Below are 19,450 nucleotides of genomic sequence, written 5' to 3' on the forward strand. Positions count from 1 at the left end.
ATATAGTGCTATATAGGACATTTTATGTAATTTTTTACGACCTAACTAATCATACTCCCGAATTTTTGACTAAATTTGTGGAATGAATTATCCAAGGCTGCAATGCTGTCCGAGGACCTAACCAGCGGTAAAATGATTACTACTATTGACAACTACGATCTTTCTTCACGCAACACATTCGCAATGAAGGTCAAATGCGGAGCTTTTATGGAATACACGAAAGCTGACGACATCCCTTTTCTGCTTTCGACAATCCGTAAGGATGTCGAAAAATTTCATATCGGAGCCGGCAGCAACCTGCTTTTCACCCGCGATTTTCCGGGGGTGGTGCTGCACAGCGCCATAAAAGGATTCGAAATTATATGTGAGAATCCGCAAGAAGTGATCGTAAGGGTCGGTTCAGGCGAGACTATGGACGATTTCATCCGATGGGCTTGCGACCGTGAGCTTTGGGGAATTGAAAACCTCTCAGGTATTCCCGGTGAGGTTGGCGCGTCCGCTGTCCAGAATGTCGGAGCATACGGTACGGAAGCTTGCGATGCCATTGTCGCTGTCCATGCTTTTGATGAAGTGGAGCGTGAATTTGTCACATTCTCGAAAGAGGATTGCAGATATGCTTACCGCGATTCCATCTTCAAGAAATCAGATGCAAAGAAGCGCTATATAATCCATGCCGTCGACTATGCCCTGACTCCTCTTCACTCTCCCAATCTTTCTTATCCCGCGCTTAAAAAAGCGTTTGAAGGCAAAGATGTCGACTCATTGCGCCCCAATGACATCCGGGCAGCCGTAATCGCTACCCGCGACTCGAAACTGCCGAATCCGGCTGTCACTCCGAGTGCCGGAAGTTTCTTTAAAAATCCTGTGATTTCAGAAGAGCACTTCAAAGAAATCTGCGAAAAAGAGGGGTCGGATACCGCCGTACCGCACTACAAGGTTGACTCCGGTTATAAGATTCCTGCCGCATGGCTCATCGACAAATGCGGATGGAAAGGATACAAGGAAGGAAACGTTGCGGTCTGGCATCTGCAACCGCTCGTGATAGTCAATCCTGACCGTCAGGCCCTCCCGGAAGAAGTCATCGGCCTTGAAAAGAAAATAATACAGTCTGTCAACGACCGTTTTAACATAACTCTCACGCCGGAGGTTGAACACATTTGACCTCAAAAGCATTTAAATTGCATAAACACGTTTCAACTCACCATTTATTCACACTCCCGACATGAGCACTTATATTATTGAAGGCGGCCATAGGCTGAGCGGAAGCATCAGTCCTCAAGGGGCCAAAAACGAAGCGCTTGAAGTAATCTGCGCAACTCTTCTCACTTCCGAGCCGGTCACCATCCACAATGTGCCCAACATTCTGGATGTGGTCAATCTTATAAATCTGCTTAAAGCCATGCGCGTCAAGGTCGATAAGCTCAGCGATGACACTTATCGCTTCCAGGCTGACGATCTTGATGAGGACTATATATCGAGCGCCGATTTCGTGTCGCGTTGCGCCTCACTCAGAGGCTCGGTCCTTGTGGTCGGACCGCTTCTCGCCCGTCTCGGTCAAGCCTATTTTGCCAAACCCGGTGGCGACAAGATTGGGCGTCGTCGTGTGGACACCCATATCACAGGCCTTTCAAAACTTGGCGCGATGATTGCCTACAATGAAGAGCGTCAGGCATACTACCTTGTGACCGTAGACGGTCTGAAGGGGTGCTACATGCTTCTCGACGAAGCATCGGTGACAGGAACAGCGAATATCATCATGGCTGCGACTCTTGCCGAAGGCACTACCACCATATATAACGCAGCTTGTGAACCTTACGTCCAGCAACTGTGCAAGATGCTTGTCGGAATGGGCGCATCAATCGAGGGAATAGGGTCAAACCTTATCCGTATCAACGGAGTGGAAAGGCTCTCCGGTGCCGACCATACAATATTACCCGACATGATTGAAGTCGGCAGCTTCATCGGCATGGCAGCCATCACCAACAGTGAACTCACCATCAAGGATGTCAGCTATGACAACCTCGGCATAATCCCCGACTCTTTCCGCCGTCTCGGCATCAACCTCGAACGCCGAGGCGACGACATTTATATCCCTGCACAGGAACACTACGAAATCGAAACAAATCTCGATGGCTCAATCCCGACAATTGCCGACGCTCCCTGGCCCGGTCTCACACCCGACCTCCTTTCGGTCATGCTCGTGACGGCAACCCAATGTAAGGGAAGTGTGCTCATCCATCAGAAGATGTTTGAAAGCCGACTTTTCTTCGTTGACCGCCTTATCGACATGGGTGCCCAGATCATGCTCTGTGATCCGCACCGTGCAGTTGTCATCGGCCTTGACCACAAAGTTCCGCTCCGCGCCAACAAGATGCACTCCCCCGACATCCGTGCCGGTATCGCCATGCTGATCGCGGCCATGAGTGCGAAGGGTGTTTCGACCATTGATAACATTGATCAGATTGACCGTGGCTATCAGGACATCGACACCCGACTGAACTCCATCGGAGCATGTATCTACCGTCGTGACTAAAGAATCGGAATCGGAGCGGCGCGGTTCCGTCAATTCCGCGCCACTCCCTCCCGCTCATCTCTCTTGCAACTTACAGAATGGAAAAAACGTCACTGCCCTCCGACGAGAGGGTACAAATAATAAATCTCGTTCGCAAACTTTTGGCTGAAAGTTCGGATGTGGCGAAACCATCCGATTTTTCAACTGTAAAACGTGCGGTCATCAAAGCATACGGGGATGGCCATCCGGTGGCTGACCGTCATGGCTTGAACAAAGTTGTCCATACCCTCGAAACAGCTATCGCGCTTTGCGATATGGTCTCCCCTGACCGAAATATGATTATAGCGACACTGCTCTACGGCCTTTGCGTCGATGAAGTTTTGTCGCTTGAACGTGTGCGCTCGGATTGGGATGAAGATATTGAGCGTATGGTCAACGGCCTCATGAAGGTCTCCACCCTTTACGGTAAACAAGGTGTGGTGAAGACCGACAATTTCCGTCGTCTGCTCATGACTTTCGCCGAGGACATCCGTGTCATAATAATAATGATTGTAGAGCGTCTGACCCTTATGCGCGCAATCAATCATCACCCCGACGAAAAGTTTGTTACTGACACTGCTTTCGAGGCAAATTATCTCTATGCGCCCCTCGCCCACCGTCTCGGTCTATACAAGATAAAGAGCGAGCTGGAGGACATGTCACTGAAATACACTTCGCGAGAGACATATACCAAAATCGCACGGGAGCTCAACGAGACAAAAGTGGCACGCGATGCCTATATCGCCGATTTCATTGCTCCTCTTAAGGAGAAACTGGATCAGACAGGATTAAAATATGAAATCAAGGGACGCACGAAGTCCATATATTCCATCTGGAACAAGCTGCGCAAACAGCATGTGGAGCTTTCCGGAATCTACGACCTTTTTGCCATCCGTGTAATCCTCGACGTACCTCTCGAACGCGAAAAAGCCGATTGCTGGAATGTCTATTCAATCGTTGCCGACATGTACACTCCCAATCCCGCCCGAATGAAGGATTGGCTGTCTATTCCAAAAAGCAACGGCTACGAATCGCTTCACACAACAGTGAAAGGGCCCGATAACAAATGGGTGGAAGTGCAGATTCGCACCAAGCGCATGGACCTTGTGGCGGAGAAAGGTCTTGCCGCCCACTGGAAATACAAAGGTATCAAGAGCGAAGGGGATCTCGACACATGGATGAACAATATCCGTGACATTCTCGAAACTGCCGAAGGCCCAATGGAGCTGATGAAGAATTTCAAGATGGATCTCTACGACAAGGAGGTCTTTGTCTTCACTCCCCGTGGCGATCTCTATCGTCTGCCTCTCGGAGCGACCGTTCTTGATTTCGCCTTCAACATCCATTCGAAACTTGGCTGCACCTGTGTCGGCGGAAAGGTCAACGGCCGCAATCGCAAGCTAAACTACAAGCTTCATTCAGGCGATACGGTCGAGATTACCACAGCACCGGGTCAGGTCCCCAAGCAGGATTGGCTCTCCTTCGTTGTGACCTCAAAAGCGCGCAATAAAATCCGTCAGACCATCAACGAACGAGCCAACCGTTCGGCTGAACTCGGTAAGGAACTCCTCCACCGCCGTTGCAAGAACCGCAAAGTGGAATTGGAGGAGGCGACCCTTATGCGCACCATTAAAAAGATGGGCTATAAGACCGTTACCGACTTCTACAAGGCAATCGGCGATGAGATTATAGATGTCAATGATGTCATCACGCAATATGAGCTTATCGAGAATGCCGACAAGCGTGCGGAGACCGAACGCCGGAGTGCCGAAGAGTTCGAGCTGCTCGAGAGCCATGAGCGCACGGGCGGTGCATCTGACGATATTCTGATAATCGGCGATAACATCAAAGGTATCAACTACCGTCTCTCAAAATGCTGCAATCCGATTTTCGGTGATGACGTGTTCGGCTTCGTTTCCGCTGAAGGCGTTATCAAAATCCATCGTCTGGATTGCCCGAACGCTTCGCATATCCGCTACAAATATCCCTATCGTGTCATACGCACCCGCTGGTCAGGAAAAGTCGGCAGCCGCTTCGCTGCCACTCTGAGGATTGTCGGTAACGATGACATTGAAATTGTCACAAATATAACCTCTATTATCAATAAGGAGAAAGATGTCACCCTGCGCAATATATCCATTGATTCGTCAGACGGCATATTCTCCGGATTCATTGTCGTTGGCATAAGCGACACGGCCTCTCTCAACAACCTTATCAAAAAAATCAAAACCGTAAAAGGCGTAAAAGATGTCGAACGTAGTAACTGAACATAAAATCAAACTGTCGGCCCTCACCGGACTGGCACTGCTCGCTGTGTCGTGTAGCGGTAACGGTGACACAGAAAAAGCCACCGCGCTGCTCGATGAGGCGCGTCAGGCTTACGAAGCCGGAAACTTCGCAAACTCCCTTTCCCTTACCGACTCTATCAAGAATGCCTATCCCAAGGAAATCGACGTGCGTCGCGAAGCCCTTCACCTCGCGACCAAGGCGACCGAAGGATTGACACTCCAGAAACTCGAACAGGCCGATTCGCTTTCAGCCGTCCTTGCCGTGCGCGGCGATTCCCTTCAACGTCTGATTAAATTCGTCAAAAATCCGATTGAAGGTTATTACACTGCTGCGACTGCCGACCCTGCGAAATTTTTCAGCACGACAGGGCTGCAGGCTCGTGTAAGCCCCGACGGTAATTTCTACCTCATGTCATCGCTGAAAGCCAAAAGCGTGAAAAGTACTTCTATTGCTGTCAGCGCCGGAGGCGAAGAGGCCCGCACCTCGACCGTTGCTCACGACGGCGAACGCAACGACCGCTCGATGGGAGGAGAAGTGATTACCTTCATCGGCGCCGAGTGCGACAGTGTCGGCCACTTCATCAGCAATCATAGTTCAGAACCCATCACGCTGACATTCGTAGGAAACTCGACATATTCCATGCCTCTCCCCGAAAAGCAAGCCCAAGAGATTGCGCTACTTTACGACTATGCCACAACTCTGCGTCGCTTCAAGGTTGCAAGCCTTGAAAAAGAGCGGTTGAGTCGTGCTGTAGATATTGCGCGCAGTCAGGCGGCCCGCACTTTCGTGGAGAAGGATTCGATATAATTCTTTACACAAATTCTACAAAACTCAACACAGACACATGACTGAAGAAAAGAAACCCGGCAAATTTGCCTCATGGATTGACCGCACCAAGACGCGTGCGCTCACCTTATGGAACTACTATTCCGAAGGCGTTTGGGAAGACAATCGTGACACCGCGAAAGTCAATATTGTCAAGACCCTCAATCTGACCGTACGCTCTTTCATGAGCAGTGATCTTCAGTCTGCCGCCTGTGCCCTGACCTACCGCACTCTCCTTGCAATCGTCCCTGCGTTGGCACTCCTCTTCGCTATCGGACGAGGCTTCGGATTTCAGAACCTCCTGCAGTCGCAACTCTATCAGTATTTCCCTTCGCAACACAAGGCGTTGGAAATGGCGTTCTCTTTCGTGGATTCCTGTCTCGCACAGGCCTCCGAGGGAATATTTGTAGGTGTCGGTATTGTTTTCTTGCTTTGGACATTGATTTCGCTCCTCGATTCAGTTGAGACATCATTCAACAACATCTGGGGGGTGACAGTCGACCGTCCTTTCGCACGTAAAGTGACCGATTATCTTGCCATCTGCATTATTCTCCCGGTTCTGATGATATGCTCCGGAGGTCTGAGGATTTTCATGTCCACGACAATCCAGAAACTCCTCCCCTTTGACTTTATCGGGCCGGTTGTCGGTGATATTCTCGACCTTGTTTCAATCCTCTTCGGCTGCCTTTTCTTTGCCGGAGCATACGCGCTGATTCCAAACACCAAGGTCAAACTGAAAAATGCGCTCATAACGGGTGGAATTGCCGGCATCGCTTTCCAGATTCTCCAATGGCTCTTTGTTTCAGGACAGATTTATGTGTCGAAATACAATGCCATCTACGGTAGCTTCTCCTTCCTGCCCTTGATGTTGATATGGATGCAGTTCTCATGGCTCATCACCCTTGCCGGAGCATTGATATGCCATTCCTCACAGGATATTTTCCTCTTTTCCTTCGAGCGCCAGACCAACAATATCTCCGGTGCTTACCGCCGCAAGGTTTGTCTTGCTGTGCTGACGGTCATAATCAAACGCTTCAAGGATGAAGAGCCACCGTTGAATATCGCGATGCTTTCATCGCGCTTTGCCATTCCTCCAAGGCTGACCGGAATAGTGGTCAATTTCCTTCTTGATTGCAAGCTTATTGTCAAGATAATGGGCAAAGACGAGACTGAACCGGATTTTGACGCACCTTTAATTCCTGCGACAAGTCCTGACCATTACAGCCTCGGACATGTGCTGGAAGTGCTTTCCAATCACGGAGAATCATCATTCCTACCGACATTCGATGCGGAATTCAAACCGCTCCTCGACCTCTGTGACAAACTCGACATCGACTTCCGCCGTCAGGCATCATCTGTGCTTTTGGGCGAAATAAATCTCCCTCTCGTAAAAGATTGACGATTCAGGAACGAAAAACAGTTCCCAAATCCGCCAATATGTGTAACTTTGCAACAGATTTCCATACAACGAATCACTAACCGTTTATTTTTATCATGAAAGAAGTCATCTCAACCACCGCCGCTCCCGGCGCAATCGGTCCCTACAGCCAGGCTATCAAGGTCGGCAACATGCTCTATTGCTCAGGTCAGATTCCCGTAGACCCCGCAACAGGTACAGTCCCCGAAGGTATCAAGGCCCAGACTGCACAGTCTCTTGCAAATGTAAAGGCTATCCTTGCTGCTGCAGGTGCAAGCATTGAAAATGTTGTCAAGACTACAGTATTCCTTGCCGACATGAGCCTCTTTGCCGACATGAACGAGGTTTACGCCCAGAACTTCACAGAGCCCTTCCCCGCCCGTTCAGCCGTGGCTGTACGCGAGCTTCCCAAACAGGTGCTCGTGGAGATTGAAGTTATCGCGATTCTCGGCTAAGAGTCCGGCCCGATAGGGTTAATACTCAAATTTCTCACCACTCCCATTCCACCACGGAATCGGGAGTGCTTTTTTTTATGTCGACAAGGCGTTGGTTGGACGACCCGCGGAAAAGGAGATGGATATCGCGTTTAGCTTCGACAAAGGGGCCGTCGACAAGCACGTCTACATATTCCAGAAGTTCTTTCATCAAGGGATTCTCCATGACATTCTCATAGCGGAAGCCAGTATAACACCAGATGCTCTTCCCTATCCTTTTCACCTCCCGTGCGAGGGGAAGAATATCGCCGACGCTGTAGAGCGGATCGCCCCCGGTGAATGTCACGTCAAAATCATTTTCAATCACCACATCCATCACCTCCTCAACCGTCATATCACGGCCTGAACTGAAATCCCACGACTGAGGATTGTGACAACCGGGACACTCATGGGCGCATCCGGCAAAGTATATGGCTGTACGAAGTCCGGGGCCGTCAACCGACGTCCCCGGAACTATATCGAGAATTCTCATCTTGCTCAGATAAATGTATTGTGTTTACTTATGCACGATGCGGTCCTTAAGTTCGGCAAGCTTGGCATTGTTCCAGCGGTCAGTTGTGCCGACAAGGTAACCGGTGATGCGCTGCAGGCAGTCGATATTGTGGCTGTGGCAATGCGGACACTCCTCGAGGTGTTCCTGCGCATCCTCATATCCGCAGTCCATACAACGGTTGCGGTTGTGGTTCACGGAGCAGTAGCCGATGTTATGCTTATCCATGAGGTCGACAATGTCGGAGATTGCCTTGGGGTTGTGGGTTGCATCACCGTCAATTTCCACATAGAAGATGTGTCCGCCACCGGTCAGGGGATGATACGGAGCTTCAACCTTCGCCTTGTGGCAGGGTGAGCAGTGATAGTAGACCGGAACATGGTTGGAGTTGGTGTAGTAAATCTTATCTGTGATACCCGGAATCACACCGAATGTCTTGCGGTCACGCGAAGTGAATTTACCCGACAGACCTTCGGCGGGAGTGGCGAGGATGGAGAAATTGTGCTGATACTTCTCGCTGTATTCATTGACGCGGTCACGCATGTGGCCGACGATTTTCAGTCCGAGTGCCTGCGCCTCCTCACTTTCACCGTGATGCTTGCCGACAAGAGCGATGAGACATTCTGCAAGACCGATGAAACCGATGCCGAGCGTACCCTGATTGATTACACTCTCGATAGTGTCGTTGGGGCCAAGTTTCTCAGCGCCTGTCCACAGGCGCGACATCAGAAGGGGGAACTGCTTCACCATCGCTGTCTTCTGGAAGTCGAAGCGATCGCAAAGCTGACGTGCGGTGATGTCAAGCACCTCGTCAAGTTTGGTGAAGAATTTGGCGATACGGGCCTCCTTGTCCTGAATGTTCATGCACTCGATTGCAAGGCGCACGATGTTCATTGTCGAGAAACTGATGTTGCCACGACCGATGGATGTCTTTTCACCGAAACGGTTCTCAAACACTCGTGTGCGGCATCCCATTGTTGCCACCTCATAGTTATAGCGCAGAGGATCGTTGGCATCCCATTTCTCATGCTGATTGAATGTGGCATCGAGGTTCACGAAGTTGGGGAAGAAGCGGCGTGCAGTCACCTTGCAAGCCAACTGATAGAGGTCATAGTTGCGGTCCTCGGGCAGATAGCTTACGCCACGCTTCTTTTTCCAAATCTGGATGGGGAAAATTGCAGTGGCACCGTTGCCCACACCCTCGTAGGTGGAGTTGAGGAGTTCGCGGATTATGCAACGACCTTCGGCAGAAGTGTCGGTACCGTAGTTGATGGAACTGAACACAACCTGATTGCCACCGCGGGAGTGGATAGTGTTCATGTTGTGGATGAAAGCCTCCATAGCCTGATGCACACGGCTCACCGTCTGGTTGATGGCGTGATGTTTCCAGCGTTCTTCGCCTTTCAGACCGTCAAGGGGTTTCTTGACATAGTCCTCAATCTCTATATTATAAAGGTATGAAAAGTCTTCACCGTTCAAATCTTCAAGTTTCTTTACCTCCTCAATATACGACGAACGCACGAAAGGCGCGAGGTAGAAGTCGAAGGCAGGGATTGCCTGACCACCGTGCATTTCGTTTTGTGCGGTTTCAAGTGAGATGCAGCCGATGATGCTTGCCGTCTCGATTCGCTTTGCAGGGCGCGATTCGCCGTGACCTGCGATAAAGCCGTATTTCAAAATTCTATCCAAGGGATGCTGGACGCATGTGAGGCTCTTCGTGGGATAATAATCCTTGTCGTGGATGTGGAGATAGCCGTTCTGGACAGCCTCGCGGGCCTCTTCCGAGAGCAGATAGTCATCGACGAAGGGCTTTGTGGTCTCGCTGGCAAACTTCATCATCATACCTGCGGGCGAATCGGTGTTCATGTTCGCGTTCTCGCGGGTGATGTCATTGCTTTTGGCCTCGATGATTTCAAGGAACATGTCGCGGGTTTTCGCACGACGTGCAATCGAGCGCTGGTCGCGGTAAGCGATGTAGCGTTTGGCCACTTCCTTGCGGGGTGAGTTCATGAGTTCGAGTTCCACATGATCCTGAATCTCCTCGACACTCATCTGTTCACGTCCGGCCATGCCTATGCGATCGGTAATACGCGCAATGAGGGCTTCATCCTCTCCCATCTCGGTTGTGAGCATGGCTTTGCGGATGGCTGCCTTAATCTTTTCTTCATTGTAGCCGACGATTCTGCCGTCGCGTTTTACCACAGTCAGTATCATTTTTCTTGGGTAGTTTTGAGGGGTTGTATTGAATATGAATTGATTACGATTTTCTTTGCTTTTCGGTGCCTCTTTTCGAGTGCGAAAGCGTCGGCAAAGTTACATAGATTAAAACAATAATCCAACACTTTTGTTGAATTATTTTATCAATACGATTTACTTTTTGGAAAACTTTTGGAGATTCAAAATTTCATAATAAGTTGAGATTAAGCACTATAACATTTCGTTTTGGATAACTTTGGAATGTTTATAACTTTTTCAAGCTATCAAAACCGAACAACTGAGTAAGTGAATCAACACAACACTTCGGTCGATTTTCCTTTGCCACCAAGCTAAAATCTTGACTGAAAAGATTTTCTCCTTTCGCTCCATTTATCAGGCATACAGTTTCCCATCCAAGCCTGTTTCCGGGTAGAAAATCTTTCATTGGATTGTCACCCACATACATATACCTTTCCCCCTCGCCACACAGCTCCATCACCCGTTCAAACGACCATCCGGAAATCTTATCGCAACCCATCTCCTCTGAAATAAAAATCAATTCTTCCTCCATGAATCGCTCCAATCCGAGCGCACGGATTTTATGGCGCTGCGTCAGACTCCGTCCATCCGTGATAAGCCCCAACCGATGCCCTCGATTTTTCAGCGAGGCCAATGTGTAGAGCGATTGCCACGGCAGACGGATGTCGGGGAAATGATTCCTGTAGATTGGTAGCAGTTCCCCGATGGGCAGTCCGGTCGAATCGAAAGCCTCGCGTGGAGAAGGCGCAGCCAACATCGGTCCGAGAAGCTCCCGGCCATGTTTGCGCGCTATCTCCCGGTAGGCCGACCTGACAAACTCCATTTCTGCATAGAGTGTGTCGTCAAGGTCAAAAATGACTGTCATGTTTTTCCTAAGCGGAAAAAATCAGGCGAAATAATAGTCAACACAAGCGCGGGCTTCCTTGTGAGGCCCTACGATCGAAGCGGCTGCCACATGGGCAGGATGCTTGGCATAGATTTCAACATCCTTCATTTCCGGTACTACTGCGGTCAGGACCACGTCCCAATCTTCCGAGGGATTCTCATTAAGCCCAACTTCCATTGACTGGAGCACATCAATGACGGCGGGAAGTTCCATCAAGGCGCGTTTGAAACGTTCAGCCACTTCACGGCGCTCCTCCGCGCTTCCCTTTAATTTAAAGCATACGATATGTTTAACCATTGTTCTTGTTGATTTATGATGTTTTGATTGGTTTTCTGACTCCAAAATTAGCATTTTTATTTCTAATCCCACCCTGTTTTCCTTAAAATTCATCACCAGTTATAGGTCAGATTCTACATTTGACTCTACAACAGATTCGGCAAGTAAAAAATCGCAAAAACACCACGGTTCTTTCAATTATTCTGTTTAACTTTGCAATTGATAGCCACCGGGCTATCACGACATTTCGGAAAAATAAGAAGCGTTATGCTTATCTTGTGACTTGGGAACGTAGGAAATTTTCAAAACGATGCAAGAGATAGCATAGTGGTTCTCACGCTCATAGCGTGGGCTGCTATTGTTACATCTGCATCAAAGGTTTCCTACGACCATCAAGTCAAGACGTGGCATAGTTGGCTCACGTTTCTTTATAAGAACTAAAACGCCTTTGAGTCAGAGGAAAGGGAATTGCTATGAAAAGAATCTTCGTCTCAACTATGCTCACTGTATTACCTTGCAATCAGTAATCGAGCAATATCCTGACAATAAAAACATCAGTGTAAGTGGAGAGGCCAATTCCATTAAAATCGGGTCTCGTTTATGAATGAATCTAACTTCCAAGTCAACATTATCTAACTCCTAAATCAATATTATTATGAACAAGCTAAGTATAGTTATCATAGCTTTCATCAGCCTGTTGACGGTATCATGCTCTGACCATGACGACCCCAAACTGGCTCCTATCGATACGACTAAAGTCAAGATAACAGCCAATGTCTCCGAAACCCCGACCGGCCAATGGATGAATGTCACGGAAGAAATGACCATCCGCGTTTCGAATCTCGAGATGTCCGCTCCTAAAGGTGTCGTGCTGAGGAGCGTTTCATTGATTGCAAGCAGTGGCAACGTGAGGTATAGCATAGATGATAAGCCATACTCCGGTGAACCCCTCGAGTTTAAAATACCGCTTACAAATATGAGAGGTCGTCTCAATTTCACCCTCAAAGGCAACCTTATTCAGAAAAACAGTCGTGACGCTGAAATAATCATTGCCGACAACATCCAGAAAATAGTTTTTTCACAGCAACCAAAGTTTGAATGTGAAGGATGGCTGTATGTATCTGTAAAAAGCAAATCCACAACGGGAGAGGAATACAATCAAACATTTGAAGTCCGATCAAATGAAAATCTTGACATCCCCGTCCCGGCCGACAAACTCTATTGGACCCCGTCAAGCGGCACTGCCTCTGAGATTGAAATATCATTAGGCAGCGGAGGTACGGCCTGGAGCTCCAACACCACATTTGACTGCAAGATAACAAAATCGGCCATAGGTCATTCTTCGGGTGACGAATCCACATTAAAATTGACCATACCGAATAAGCCCGGCTCACTTAATGCACAGAAACTTCAATTATACGTCATCGCCTCATATTTCGGCGCATGGGAAAACGTCACCATAGACCCATATAATCTGACAAACGTTTTCAGCATCATTGAAGCCGAATAAGCATTCGCCAATGAAGCAGCCGCGCGGTCATAAGCGGCGATGGAACTATTTTCTTAGAAAAGATTTACCATGCCGGAGATGGCAACAGGCAAGCTGCGAAGCAGCGGTACGCTAATAGCCCCTCATCGAGCGGAAACGCAATGAAGCCCGCAGGGCGAAATTGCGTTCCGCGAAGGTGTGTGGGTTACCGTTAGTTACGCAGCAACGGGCATCGAAGATGTCCGACAATATCATCCCGCATAGACAAACATTGCCCCGTTCCATTATTTGAAATGGATAAATACGGCATTTCCAATCGGAGGGCACCATGATTACCCCAACATTCCTCCTCCCAACCAAATCCCGACATCAACAAATATTTTAACCGTCAACTGACAATAAATTTTAACAACGCAACGTTAGTCTGATATAAGGTAAGCAAGCTGTATCGCAAAATCATCTCTAACGGTTCGCCTATGACAAAAAATTCTACTCCTGACTCCATTCTCTCACCCTCCGCCGTAGCCTCATCGAAGCAAGGCCCTGCGAAAGCCACTCTTGCCAAAATCCGGCAATTCGCGAGAGCCTACACTTTCGTCCCCGTCAAAATCGGCGCTCTTGGCGGCATCATGGCCAATTAATTTCCGCAAAGCCATGCCTCCTCTCCCCGCCTCTTGAATCTTCCCGTTTCTTTCATTTTCCTCACCCCAACCCACACATCTGCCTCATGACTGTGTCGCTGATTCTCGCTATTGTCCTTGTGGCTATAGTGATCATTGCTCTTTACGCCCTGCGCAGCGCCTTCTCGCGCACTGAATCCCTCAACAAAGAAAATCTCCGTCTCAGCATGGAAGCTGAAAAAGCCCGTGCTGAAGCTCAAGGCACAATATCCGCCCTCAACGCATCACTCGCGGAAAGCCGACGGAATTGCGAGGAACTCACTGCCCGTCTGACCGCTACCTCCGACCATCTGTCAGCCGTCCGTGAGGAAAACTCGGCACTCTCGACACGCATCGAATTTCTCACCGGTGAAATCAAACGCCATGAAAGCGATCAGGCAAAACAGGAACAATTGCGACGCGAACAGGAGGCTCTTCTTGAAAGCCGCTTCAAAAATCTTGCCAACGACATCCTTCGTCAGAATACAGCCGACCTGAAAACCCAAAACGAGGAGCGCCTGCGCGAAATCCTCGCTCCGTTGCGCACCAACATCGACGATTTCCGAAAGACAGTAGCCGATACTTATAATAATGAAGCGCGCGAACGCTTCTCCCTCTCCGAACGCATCAAGGAACTCGTTGATCTCAACCAGTCAATTTCCCGTCAGGCCCGCGAACTCTCCGAGGCCCTCCGTGGCGACAGCAAGGTTCAAGGCGACTGGGGCGAAATGGTCCTCGAATCAATTCTTGAAAAATCCGGATTGCAAAAAGGTGTCGAATACATCACTCAGGTAACCACCGACATCGACGGCAACGCCCTGCGCAACGAGGACGGGACTTTGCTGCGTCCCGACGTTGTCGTGAAATACCCCGATGGCCGTTTCGTTGTCATTGACTCCAAAGTTTCGTTGACGGCATTTGTCGACTATGCCAACGCTGATAATGACGAGCTGCGCGACGGTGCCGCAATCCGCCATGTCCGTTCCGTCAAGAAGCACATCGACGAGCTCGCACGCAAACGCTATCAGGAATATGTCGGCGATGCCAAACTCGATTTCGTCATGATGTTCATCCCTAACGAACCGGCCTACATCGCGGCCATGCGTCTTGACCCGGGACTTTGGCAGGAAGCCTACGACCGTCAGGTGCTCATCGTTTCCCCGACCCACCTCGTTTCAGGCCTCAAACTCATTGCTCAGCTCTGGAGCCGCGACCGCCATACAAAAAATGCCATCACTATCGCTGAAGAAGCCGGAAAGATGTATGATAAGTTCGCGGATTTCACAAAGGACATGGAGAGGATTGAAAAGGCGCTCGGCACCACCCGCAAAGCCTACGACGATGCCATGACAAAACTCACTGCCGGAACAGGCAATCTCATGACCCGCGCGCTTAATCTTCAGAAACTTGGAGTGAAAGCGTCCAAACAACTCGCAGCCTCAATCCTGAAAGAAACCGAGGCCACAGCAAAAGAGGACAAGAAGACCGAGGATGACACCCCCAAGCTTCAGGAATAAAATATGATTCTTGGGCGGGACGTATGCCACGCTTTTTGTATTAAAATACTTTCAGATTTGACTCAAATCAATCCGTTCGCGTGGCCCTTTCAGATATTCGGTCGGGGTCATGCCTGTGACGGACTTGAACTGCCGTGACAGATGGGCTGCACTCGAATAGTCAACCATGTCGGCAATTTCCGATAGCGTATACTCATTATGCTGCAAAAGCTCCTTCACGCGTTCCACTTTTTGTGCGATATGATATTTTTCAAGAGTCCGCCCCTCCTTCTGTGAAAACACACGGCTCACCGTATCGTAGCTGACATTCAGATGTCGGCTCAGACATTCGGAAAGATTATGGTTGTGACCCTCTTCGCGGATATGACGGATGACGAGCAATTTCGCCTTTTCAACCAACCTTGATTCAGGATCGGTAAGCAGTTCCAGACCTATCTCTTTGAGCGCCCGACCTATCTTTTCAATTTCTTCGGCCGAGAGTTCTTCAGCAATGGTCGCCTTGCCGAGAGTCACTTCCGTATCTGAATAACCCATATCCCGGAGAAGCCGCTCGGCAGCTTCCTTGCAGTGGTGACACACCATATTTTTAATAAACAGTTCTGTCATAGTCACACGAAGTGTTATTTGGATTGGTATATTATTTCAAGTACTTCACGGCTCGTCCTGTCCACCGCGAAATTGCGCGAGGTGCGGAGATTTATCACCCACAGCACCTGACCGTTGCGAGTCAGCAATCTGACCGATCTTTTCTGCTGCAACGAATATTTTGCATCCGAGAGCAAATCGCTGACGAGTTTGCTCCCCTTCATCCCGAAAGGCTCCAGCCGGTCACCTTTGCGCCAGGATCTCAGTTCAAACTCAGGCTCTCCGTCAAGCACACGGCTGTCAAGATAAAGCGCATGAGGATTCAACCGTCGCTCCTTGCGCATAAGTTCGAATTCATCAAGGTTCAAGCGTCGTGCTGAAAACGGAGCGGAAAACAGATTGACTTTCTCGCAGAAATCATCATCTCCCGCATCATCCATAGGTATCAGTTTCCCGCGGTCGAGAAGATAGGTGATGGCCGTAGTTCTGAATGTCCGGCCCGAGACGGGACAGGCACCATTGTCGTTGATAGTGGCAAGGATATTGTCGACTTGTGTCATGTTCATGCCGACCTTAGAGAGCAGTTCAAAAAGAACCATCCTCGAATTTTTCTCCGTGGTCACAAGGCGACTGAGATTAATCGACCCGTCAGCATCCATGTACTTGCTGCGGAGCTCATCTGTATAGTCTGTATAGAGGGCATAATTGTCGCGGAGATGCGAGATGCTTGCCGCAATGGTTTCTGCGGCACCCGGAAAGATCTTCTCCAGTTCGGGTATGACAATATTTCGCAGACGGTTGCGCTTGTAGTCATTGGAGAGATTGCTTGAATCGGTCACGAATTTCACACCCTGACTGTCGAGATAGTCAATAATTTCAGCTTTTGTGGAGTCAAGGAGTGGACGGATAGTATTGACATTCCGTGGCATCATAGCCTTCAGTCCTGCAAGACCGCTGCCTCGGAGAAGATTGAGGAAGAATGTCTCCACATTGTCCTCCCTGTGATGTCCCACGGCAAGGACATGCCCTACCCCTTCACGGAGCAAGCTGTCCCACCAATCGTAGCGCAATCTACGGCAAGCCATCTCGACAGATTCGCCCGTCAATTCCCGGCTTTGTGCCACATCGAAATCCTGCATGATGAACTCAATGCCGAGTCCGGCGCAGAGGTCACGGCAGAAACGTTCGTCACGCATACTCTCCTCTCCACGCAGATGGAAATTGCAATGCGCGGCCACGCAATCATAGCCCAGTTCGCGCAACACAAGCAGCAGGGCCACGGAATCTGCTCCGCCGCTGAGACCGACAACAATCCTGTCCGTCTTCCCGACAAGATGATTGCCCTCAATGAAATCCCTTACCTTTTTACCGAAGAGGCTTGTCATGTCACGCGCGATTAATTAGATTGATGATTAGTAGGGTCGCTTCTGTGTGCGCTGATACGCCACAAAAAAATCTGCAAACGAAGCGGGAAAGTCGTTGACCATGTCCGATTCGTCTGCAAATTTAGAAAAAATAATTAATTTACGCCCCTGCTTATTGTATTATTTACACCTTGACGGCATTATTATGAATATAATTAACCTTTATTATTATAGACATAATTAACTTCATTATTTACAAGCGTTCGATTTCGTCAGCTCTCACGGTCTTTCCCTTGTAACTTTTGGGCGTTGTTTTGAACCGGTAGCGAACCGAGAACGAAATATACGATGAAGCACCCTTGACATTCTTTGTAAAGCATACATCATCCGTATCAGTAATGTATTTTTGTCGCCAACTGTTGAAAATATCGTTTGCCGCCAACGTAAACGTCCAATTGTCGATACTCTTACTTAATGTAAGAGCTGCTTGCCATGTTGGGCGACAATACTGAACTTCCACATTTCCCGACCCGAAAAGATTGAACGAAAGGTAGGCCTGAATCTTATATGGAAGGTCAAAACGGTTTCTGAGCGACAGACGGTAGAGAGGAGTGGTGTAGCTTCTTTGTGGTTCTCCATATTTTAAATCCTGAAGATACAGGATGCCTTGAAGCGTTGGATGCCAGAATTTGACATCAAGACTCTGCACGGCCACAAACTGTAGGTAATTGTAAGCAGGAAGATTGGCAAACGTGCATACATTGCTTGCAATGGTGGCATTATGGTGATATATAAGCCCGATTTTGTGCAATGCCCTCGATGCACTCGCCTGAAAGATGAACTTCCTGTAGGATATGTTCAGACCGAGGTCATGAATGAGCACCGCGCGCAGTTCCGGATTGCCGGCTTCCCAAAGCGTGGGAGTGACGTAGCTGTAGTTCCTGTCAAGAGTAGTGTATGAAGGACGATAGATATTCTGACGGTAATACAACGATGCTGTCACTGCATCCATGAAAGTGACACCGATATTGGGCAACAGATTCCGATAGTTTCGCGACAGTTCTGGATTATGGACATGATTGCGGTCATAATTTATGTCAACAGCCTCATATCTTACGCCACCATAAATCTTCCATTTCGAGGTGACGTTGTAGTCAACCGACGCGAAGACGGAAAACAGATTTTGTCTGACATCATCAGTCGCTGGATGCAACACGCCGCCGTCGTCATGGTTGGTTTCACTCATAAAGCGCTGTTTGCTGACGGTATTGGTGAAATCTGCACCGGCACTCACCTCTAAACCTGAAATAGTTTTCGTCAATTCAACTTTACCTGCGGCAATACGGCTGTATGTCCGGTTTCGGTTCGCAATCATTCTCTCCGCTTCGGTTTCATTAGTGATGGATGTCGAAACGGAGCTGCCGTTGACATAATCGCCGTCAATCCGCAGATGCAGCTTGTAGGGTAATTCGAAATCACCGTAAAGGTTGATGTAGTGGCGATAGTCTCTTGACGACAATTGGGTTTCGGAACTGATATTTTCAGGGATGAGCATGTCGGTACGGGTATCGGCATCGCTGAAAAAGCGGCCTGAAGGTTGACGGCTGAATGTGTATTTCAACCCGAAGGAGTTATTCCCATGTTCATAGCTCATTCCACCGTCAAGGACAAAGGACCGGGTCCTGTTTTTGACATGGGCGTATGTATCCGAAAAGTATTCAATATCCCCTGCCGACAGTTGCTCATTGTAGAACCGCTTCTGCTTGAATCGGCTTTCGTCGGCTTTTACATCTGCAAAAACCGTTATACCCGATTCCAATGTCCATCCACCGTTCACCGCTAAATTTTCCGACATGGCTTCCGAAGCCGACACATTTGCCTGAACCCCTCCAAACATCCCTGCCAGCCTGTCCTTTGTACGGATAAGGATTACAGCCGTTACCTCCGAACCATATCTGGCAGGAGGATTGGTGATGATTTCCACAGATGCCAATTCTTGGGACGTGAGCATAGAAAGTTCGTCACGGTTCTGCATACGACGCCCGTTTATGTAAATGATTGGATTCCCCTTCCCTATGACCGATATTTCTCCGGAAGCATCGTCGATGAGCGGCATTTGCTTTATGGCATCGACCGCACTGCCTATCTCTGAGAGAGGATTCCCTGCCATCGTGATTTTTATACCCCGTGAGGTTGATTTCACATATTTGCGCTGCGCATTGACAATGACTTCTCCCAAAGTCTGCACTTCGGGAATGGAATCAGCCGTTACGTCGCCCGAAGCCGCTACGGGCAGGCAGAGTTGAAAAAACAAGGATAATGATAGGATTGCTGAATGTTTCATTTTTGCTCGATTTTGTGATTGACGGAGCA

General features: G+C 49.0%; 16 protein-coding genes. 9 read left to right on the plus strand and 7 right to left on the minus strand.

The features are described from left to right. Positions 1 to 132 precede the first annotated feature (132 nt). The 6 genes from murB to QZ310_RS00625 all read left to right on the plus strand — a co-directional run bounded on the left by murB (position 133) and on the right by QZ310_RS00625 (position 7,537). Positions 133 to 1,161: a UDP-N-acetylmuramate dehydrogenase gene (gene murB / locus QZ310_RS00600; RefSeq protein WP_297069270.1), complete on the plus strand. Its 1,029-nt coding sequence runs from the start codon at positions 133 to 135 to the stop codon at positions 1,159 to 1,161. A 61-nt stretch (positions 1,162 to 1,222) separates the two neighbouring features. Further along, a complete protein-coding gene (murA, locus tag QZ310_RS00605; RefSeq protein WP_297069272.1) occupies positions 1,223 to 2,533 on the plus strand; it encodes a UDP-N-acetylglucosamine 1-carboxyvinyltransferase in 1,311 nt (436 codons plus the stop codon). 77 nt (positions 2,534 to 2,610) lie between these two features. Further along, entirely contained in the window at positions 2,611 to 4,818 is a 2,208-nt protein-coding gene (locus QZ310_RS00610) for a RelA/SpoT family protein (RefSeq protein ID WP_297069274.1), read from the plus strand. Next, entirely contained in the window at positions 4,799 to 5,647 is an 849-nt protein-coding gene (locus QZ310_RS00615; RefSeq protein ID WP_297069275.1) for a hypothetical protein, read from the plus strand. Before QZ310_RS00610 ends, QZ310_RS00615 begins: the two co-directional genes overlap by 20 nt. Positions 5,648 to 5,684: 37 nt before the next feature. Further along, positions 5,685 to 7,064 carry a YihY/virulence factor BrkB family protein gene (locus QZ310_RS00620; RefSeq protein ID WP_297069277.1) on the plus strand — a complete coding sequence of 460 codons (1,380 nt, stop codon included), beginning with the start codon at positions 5,685 to 5,687 and terminating at the stop codon, positions 7,062 to 7,064. A gap of 95 nt (positions 7,065 to 7,159) precedes the next feature. Continuing rightward, the gene (locus QZ310_RS00625) at positions 7,160 to 7,537 is read left to right on the plus strand and encodes a RidA family protein (protein WP_297069279.1); all 378 of its coding nucleotides are present in this window, start codon (positions 7,160 to 7,162) and stop codon (positions 7,535 to 7,537) included. A 34-nt stretch (positions 7,538 to 7,571) separates the two neighbouring features. Here QZ310_RS00625 and nrdG read toward each other — a convergent pair whose 3' ends face one another. The 4 genes from nrdG to QZ310_RS00645 all read right to left on the minus strand — a co-directional run bounded on the left by nrdG (position 7,572) and on the right by QZ310_RS00645 (position 11,484). Then, positions 7,572 to 8,048, minus strand: coding sequence for an anaerobic ribonucleoside-triphosphate reductase activating protein (gene nrdG, locus QZ310_RS00630; protein ID WP_297069282.1), 477 nt, complete (start codon positions 8,046 to 8,048; stop codon positions 7,572 to 7,574). A gap of 24 nt (positions 8,049 to 8,072) precedes the next feature. Further along, complete coding sequence (locus tag QZ310_RS00635; protein ID WP_297069284.1) at positions 8,073 to 10,280, minus strand: anaerobic ribonucleoside triphosphate reductase; 2,208 nt, start codon at positions 10,278 to 10,280, stop codon at positions 8,073 to 8,075. Between the two features lie 247 nt (positions 10,281 to 10,527). Then, on the minus strand, positions 10,528 to 11,166 hold the full coding sequence (locus QZ310_RS00640) for an HAD family hydrolase (RefSeq protein WP_297069286.1): 639 nt from the start codon (positions 11,164 to 11,166) through the stop codon (positions 10,528 to 10,530). A 21-nt stretch (positions 11,167 to 11,187) separates the two neighbouring features. Continuing rightward, entirely contained in the window at positions 11,188 to 11,484 is a 297-nt protein-coding gene (locus QZ310_RS00645; RefSeq protein ID WP_297069289.1) for a Dabb family protein, read from the minus strand. Between the two features lie 634 nt (positions 11,485 to 12,118). Between QZ310_RS00645 and QZ310_RS00650 the strand changes: the two genes are divergently transcribed. From QZ310_RS00650 to rmuC, 3 genes are all read left to right on the plus strand, one after another. Continuing rightward, positions 12,119 to 12,973 carry a hypothetical protein gene (locus tag QZ310_RS00650; protein ID WP_297069291.1) on the plus strand — a complete coding sequence of 285 codons (855 nt, stop codon included), beginning with the start codon at positions 12,119 to 12,121 and terminating at the stop codon, positions 12,971 to 12,973. 455 nt (positions 12,974 to 13,428) lie between these two features. Then, positions 13,429 to 13,593 carry a hypothetical protein gene (locus QZ310_RS00655; protein ID WP_297069293.1) on the plus strand — a complete coding sequence of 55 codons (165 nt, stop codon included), beginning with the start codon at positions 13,429 to 13,431 and terminating at the stop codon, positions 13,591 to 13,593. Between the two features lie 92 nt (positions 13,594 to 13,685). Continuing rightward, positions 13,686 to 15,128, plus strand: a complete 1,443-nt coding sequence (gene rmuC / locus QZ310_RS00660) for a DNA recombination protein RmuC (protein ID WP_297069294.1) — start codon at positions 13,686 to 13,688, stop codon at positions 15,126 to 15,128. A 51-nt stretch (positions 15,129 to 15,179) separates the two neighbouring features. Here the strand turns inward: rmuC and QZ310_RS00665 are convergent, their stop codons facing one another. From QZ310_RS00665 to QZ310_RS00675, 3 genes are all read right to left on the minus strand, one after another. Further along, entirely contained in the window at positions 15,180 to 15,734 is a 555-nt protein-coding gene (locus QZ310_RS00665) for a helix-turn-helix domain-containing protein (RefSeq protein WP_297069298.1), read from the minus strand. A gap of 14 nt (positions 15,735 to 15,748) precedes the next feature. Then, a complete protein-coding gene (tilS, locus tag QZ310_RS00670; RefSeq protein ID WP_297069299.1) occupies positions 15,749 to 17,098 on the minus strand; it encodes a tRNA lysidine(34) synthetase TilS in 1,350 nt (449 codons plus the stop codon). 232 nt (positions 17,099 to 17,330) lie between these two features. Next, on the minus strand, positions 17,331 to 19,421 hold the full coding sequence (locus tag QZ310_RS00675) for a TonB-dependent receptor (RefSeq protein ID WP_297069301.1): 2,091 nt from the start codon (positions 19,419 to 19,421) through the stop codon (positions 17,331 to 17,333). Positions 19,422 to 19,450: the final 29 nt, after the last annotated feature.

Source organism: uncultured Duncaniella sp., assembly GCF_910577345.1.
Taxonomy (GTDB): Bacteria; Bacteroidota; Bacteroidia; order Bacteroidales; family Muribaculaceae; genus Duncaniella.

Excerpts from the sequence above, each read along its gene's own strand:
- murB (WP_297069270.1), top strand. The coding sequence starts at position 133 with ATGATTACTACTATTGACAACTACGATCTTTCTTCACGCAACACATTC.
- murA (WP_297069272.1), top strand. The coding sequence starts at position 1,223 with ATGAGCACTTATATTATTGAAGGCGGCCATAGGCTGAGCGGAAGCATC.
- QZ310_RS00610 (WP_297069274.1), top strand. The coding sequence starts at position 2,611 with ATGGAAAAAACGTCACTGCCCTCCGACGAGAGGGTACAAATAATAAAT.
- QZ310_RS00615 (WP_297069275.1), top strand. The coding sequence starts at position 4,799 with ATGTCGAACGTAGTAACTGAACATAAAATCAAACTGTCGGCCCTCACC.
- QZ310_RS00620 (WP_297069277.1), top strand. The coding sequence starts at position 5,685 with ATGACTGAAGAAAAGAAACCCGGCAAATTTGCCTCATGGATTGACCGC.
- QZ310_RS00625 (WP_297069279.1), top strand. The coding sequence starts at position 7,160 with ATGAAAGAAGTCATCTCAACCACCGCCGCTCCCGGCGCAATCGGTCCC.
- nrdG (WP_297069282.1), bottom strand. The coding sequence starts at position 8,048 with ATGAGAATTCTCGATATAGTTCCGGGGACGTCGGTTGACGGCCCCGGA.
- QZ310_RS00635 (WP_297069284.1), bottom strand. The coding sequence starts at position 10,280 with ATGATACTGACTGTGGTAAAACGCGACGGCAGAATCGTCGGCTACAAT.
- QZ310_RS00640 (WP_297069286.1), bottom strand. The coding sequence starts at position 11,166 with ATGACAGTCATTTTTGACCTTGACGACACACTCTATGCAGAAATGGAG.
- QZ310_RS00645 (WP_297069289.1), bottom strand. The coding sequence starts at position 11,484 with ATGGTTAAACATATCGTATGCTTTAAATTAAAGGGAAGCGCGGAGGAG.
- QZ310_RS00650 (WP_297069291.1), top strand. The coding sequence starts at position 12,119 with ATGAACAAGCTAAGTATAGTTATCATAGCTTTCATCAGCCTGTTGACG.
- QZ310_RS00655 (WP_297069293.1), top strand. The coding sequence starts at position 13,429 with ATGACAAAAAATTCTACTCCTGACTCCATTCTCTCACCCTCCGCCGTA.
- QZ310_RS00665 (WP_297069298.1), bottom strand. The coding sequence starts at position 15,734 with ATGACAGAACTGTTTATTAAAAATATGGTGTGTCACCACTGCAAGGAA.
- tilS (WP_297069299.1), bottom strand. The coding sequence starts at position 17,098 with ATGACAAGCCTCTTCGGTAAAAAGGTAAGGGATTTCATTGAGGGCAAT.
- QZ310_RS00675 (WP_297069301.1), bottom strand. The coding sequence starts at position 19,421 with ATGAAACATTCAGCAATCCTATCATTATCCTTGTTTTTTCAACTCTGC.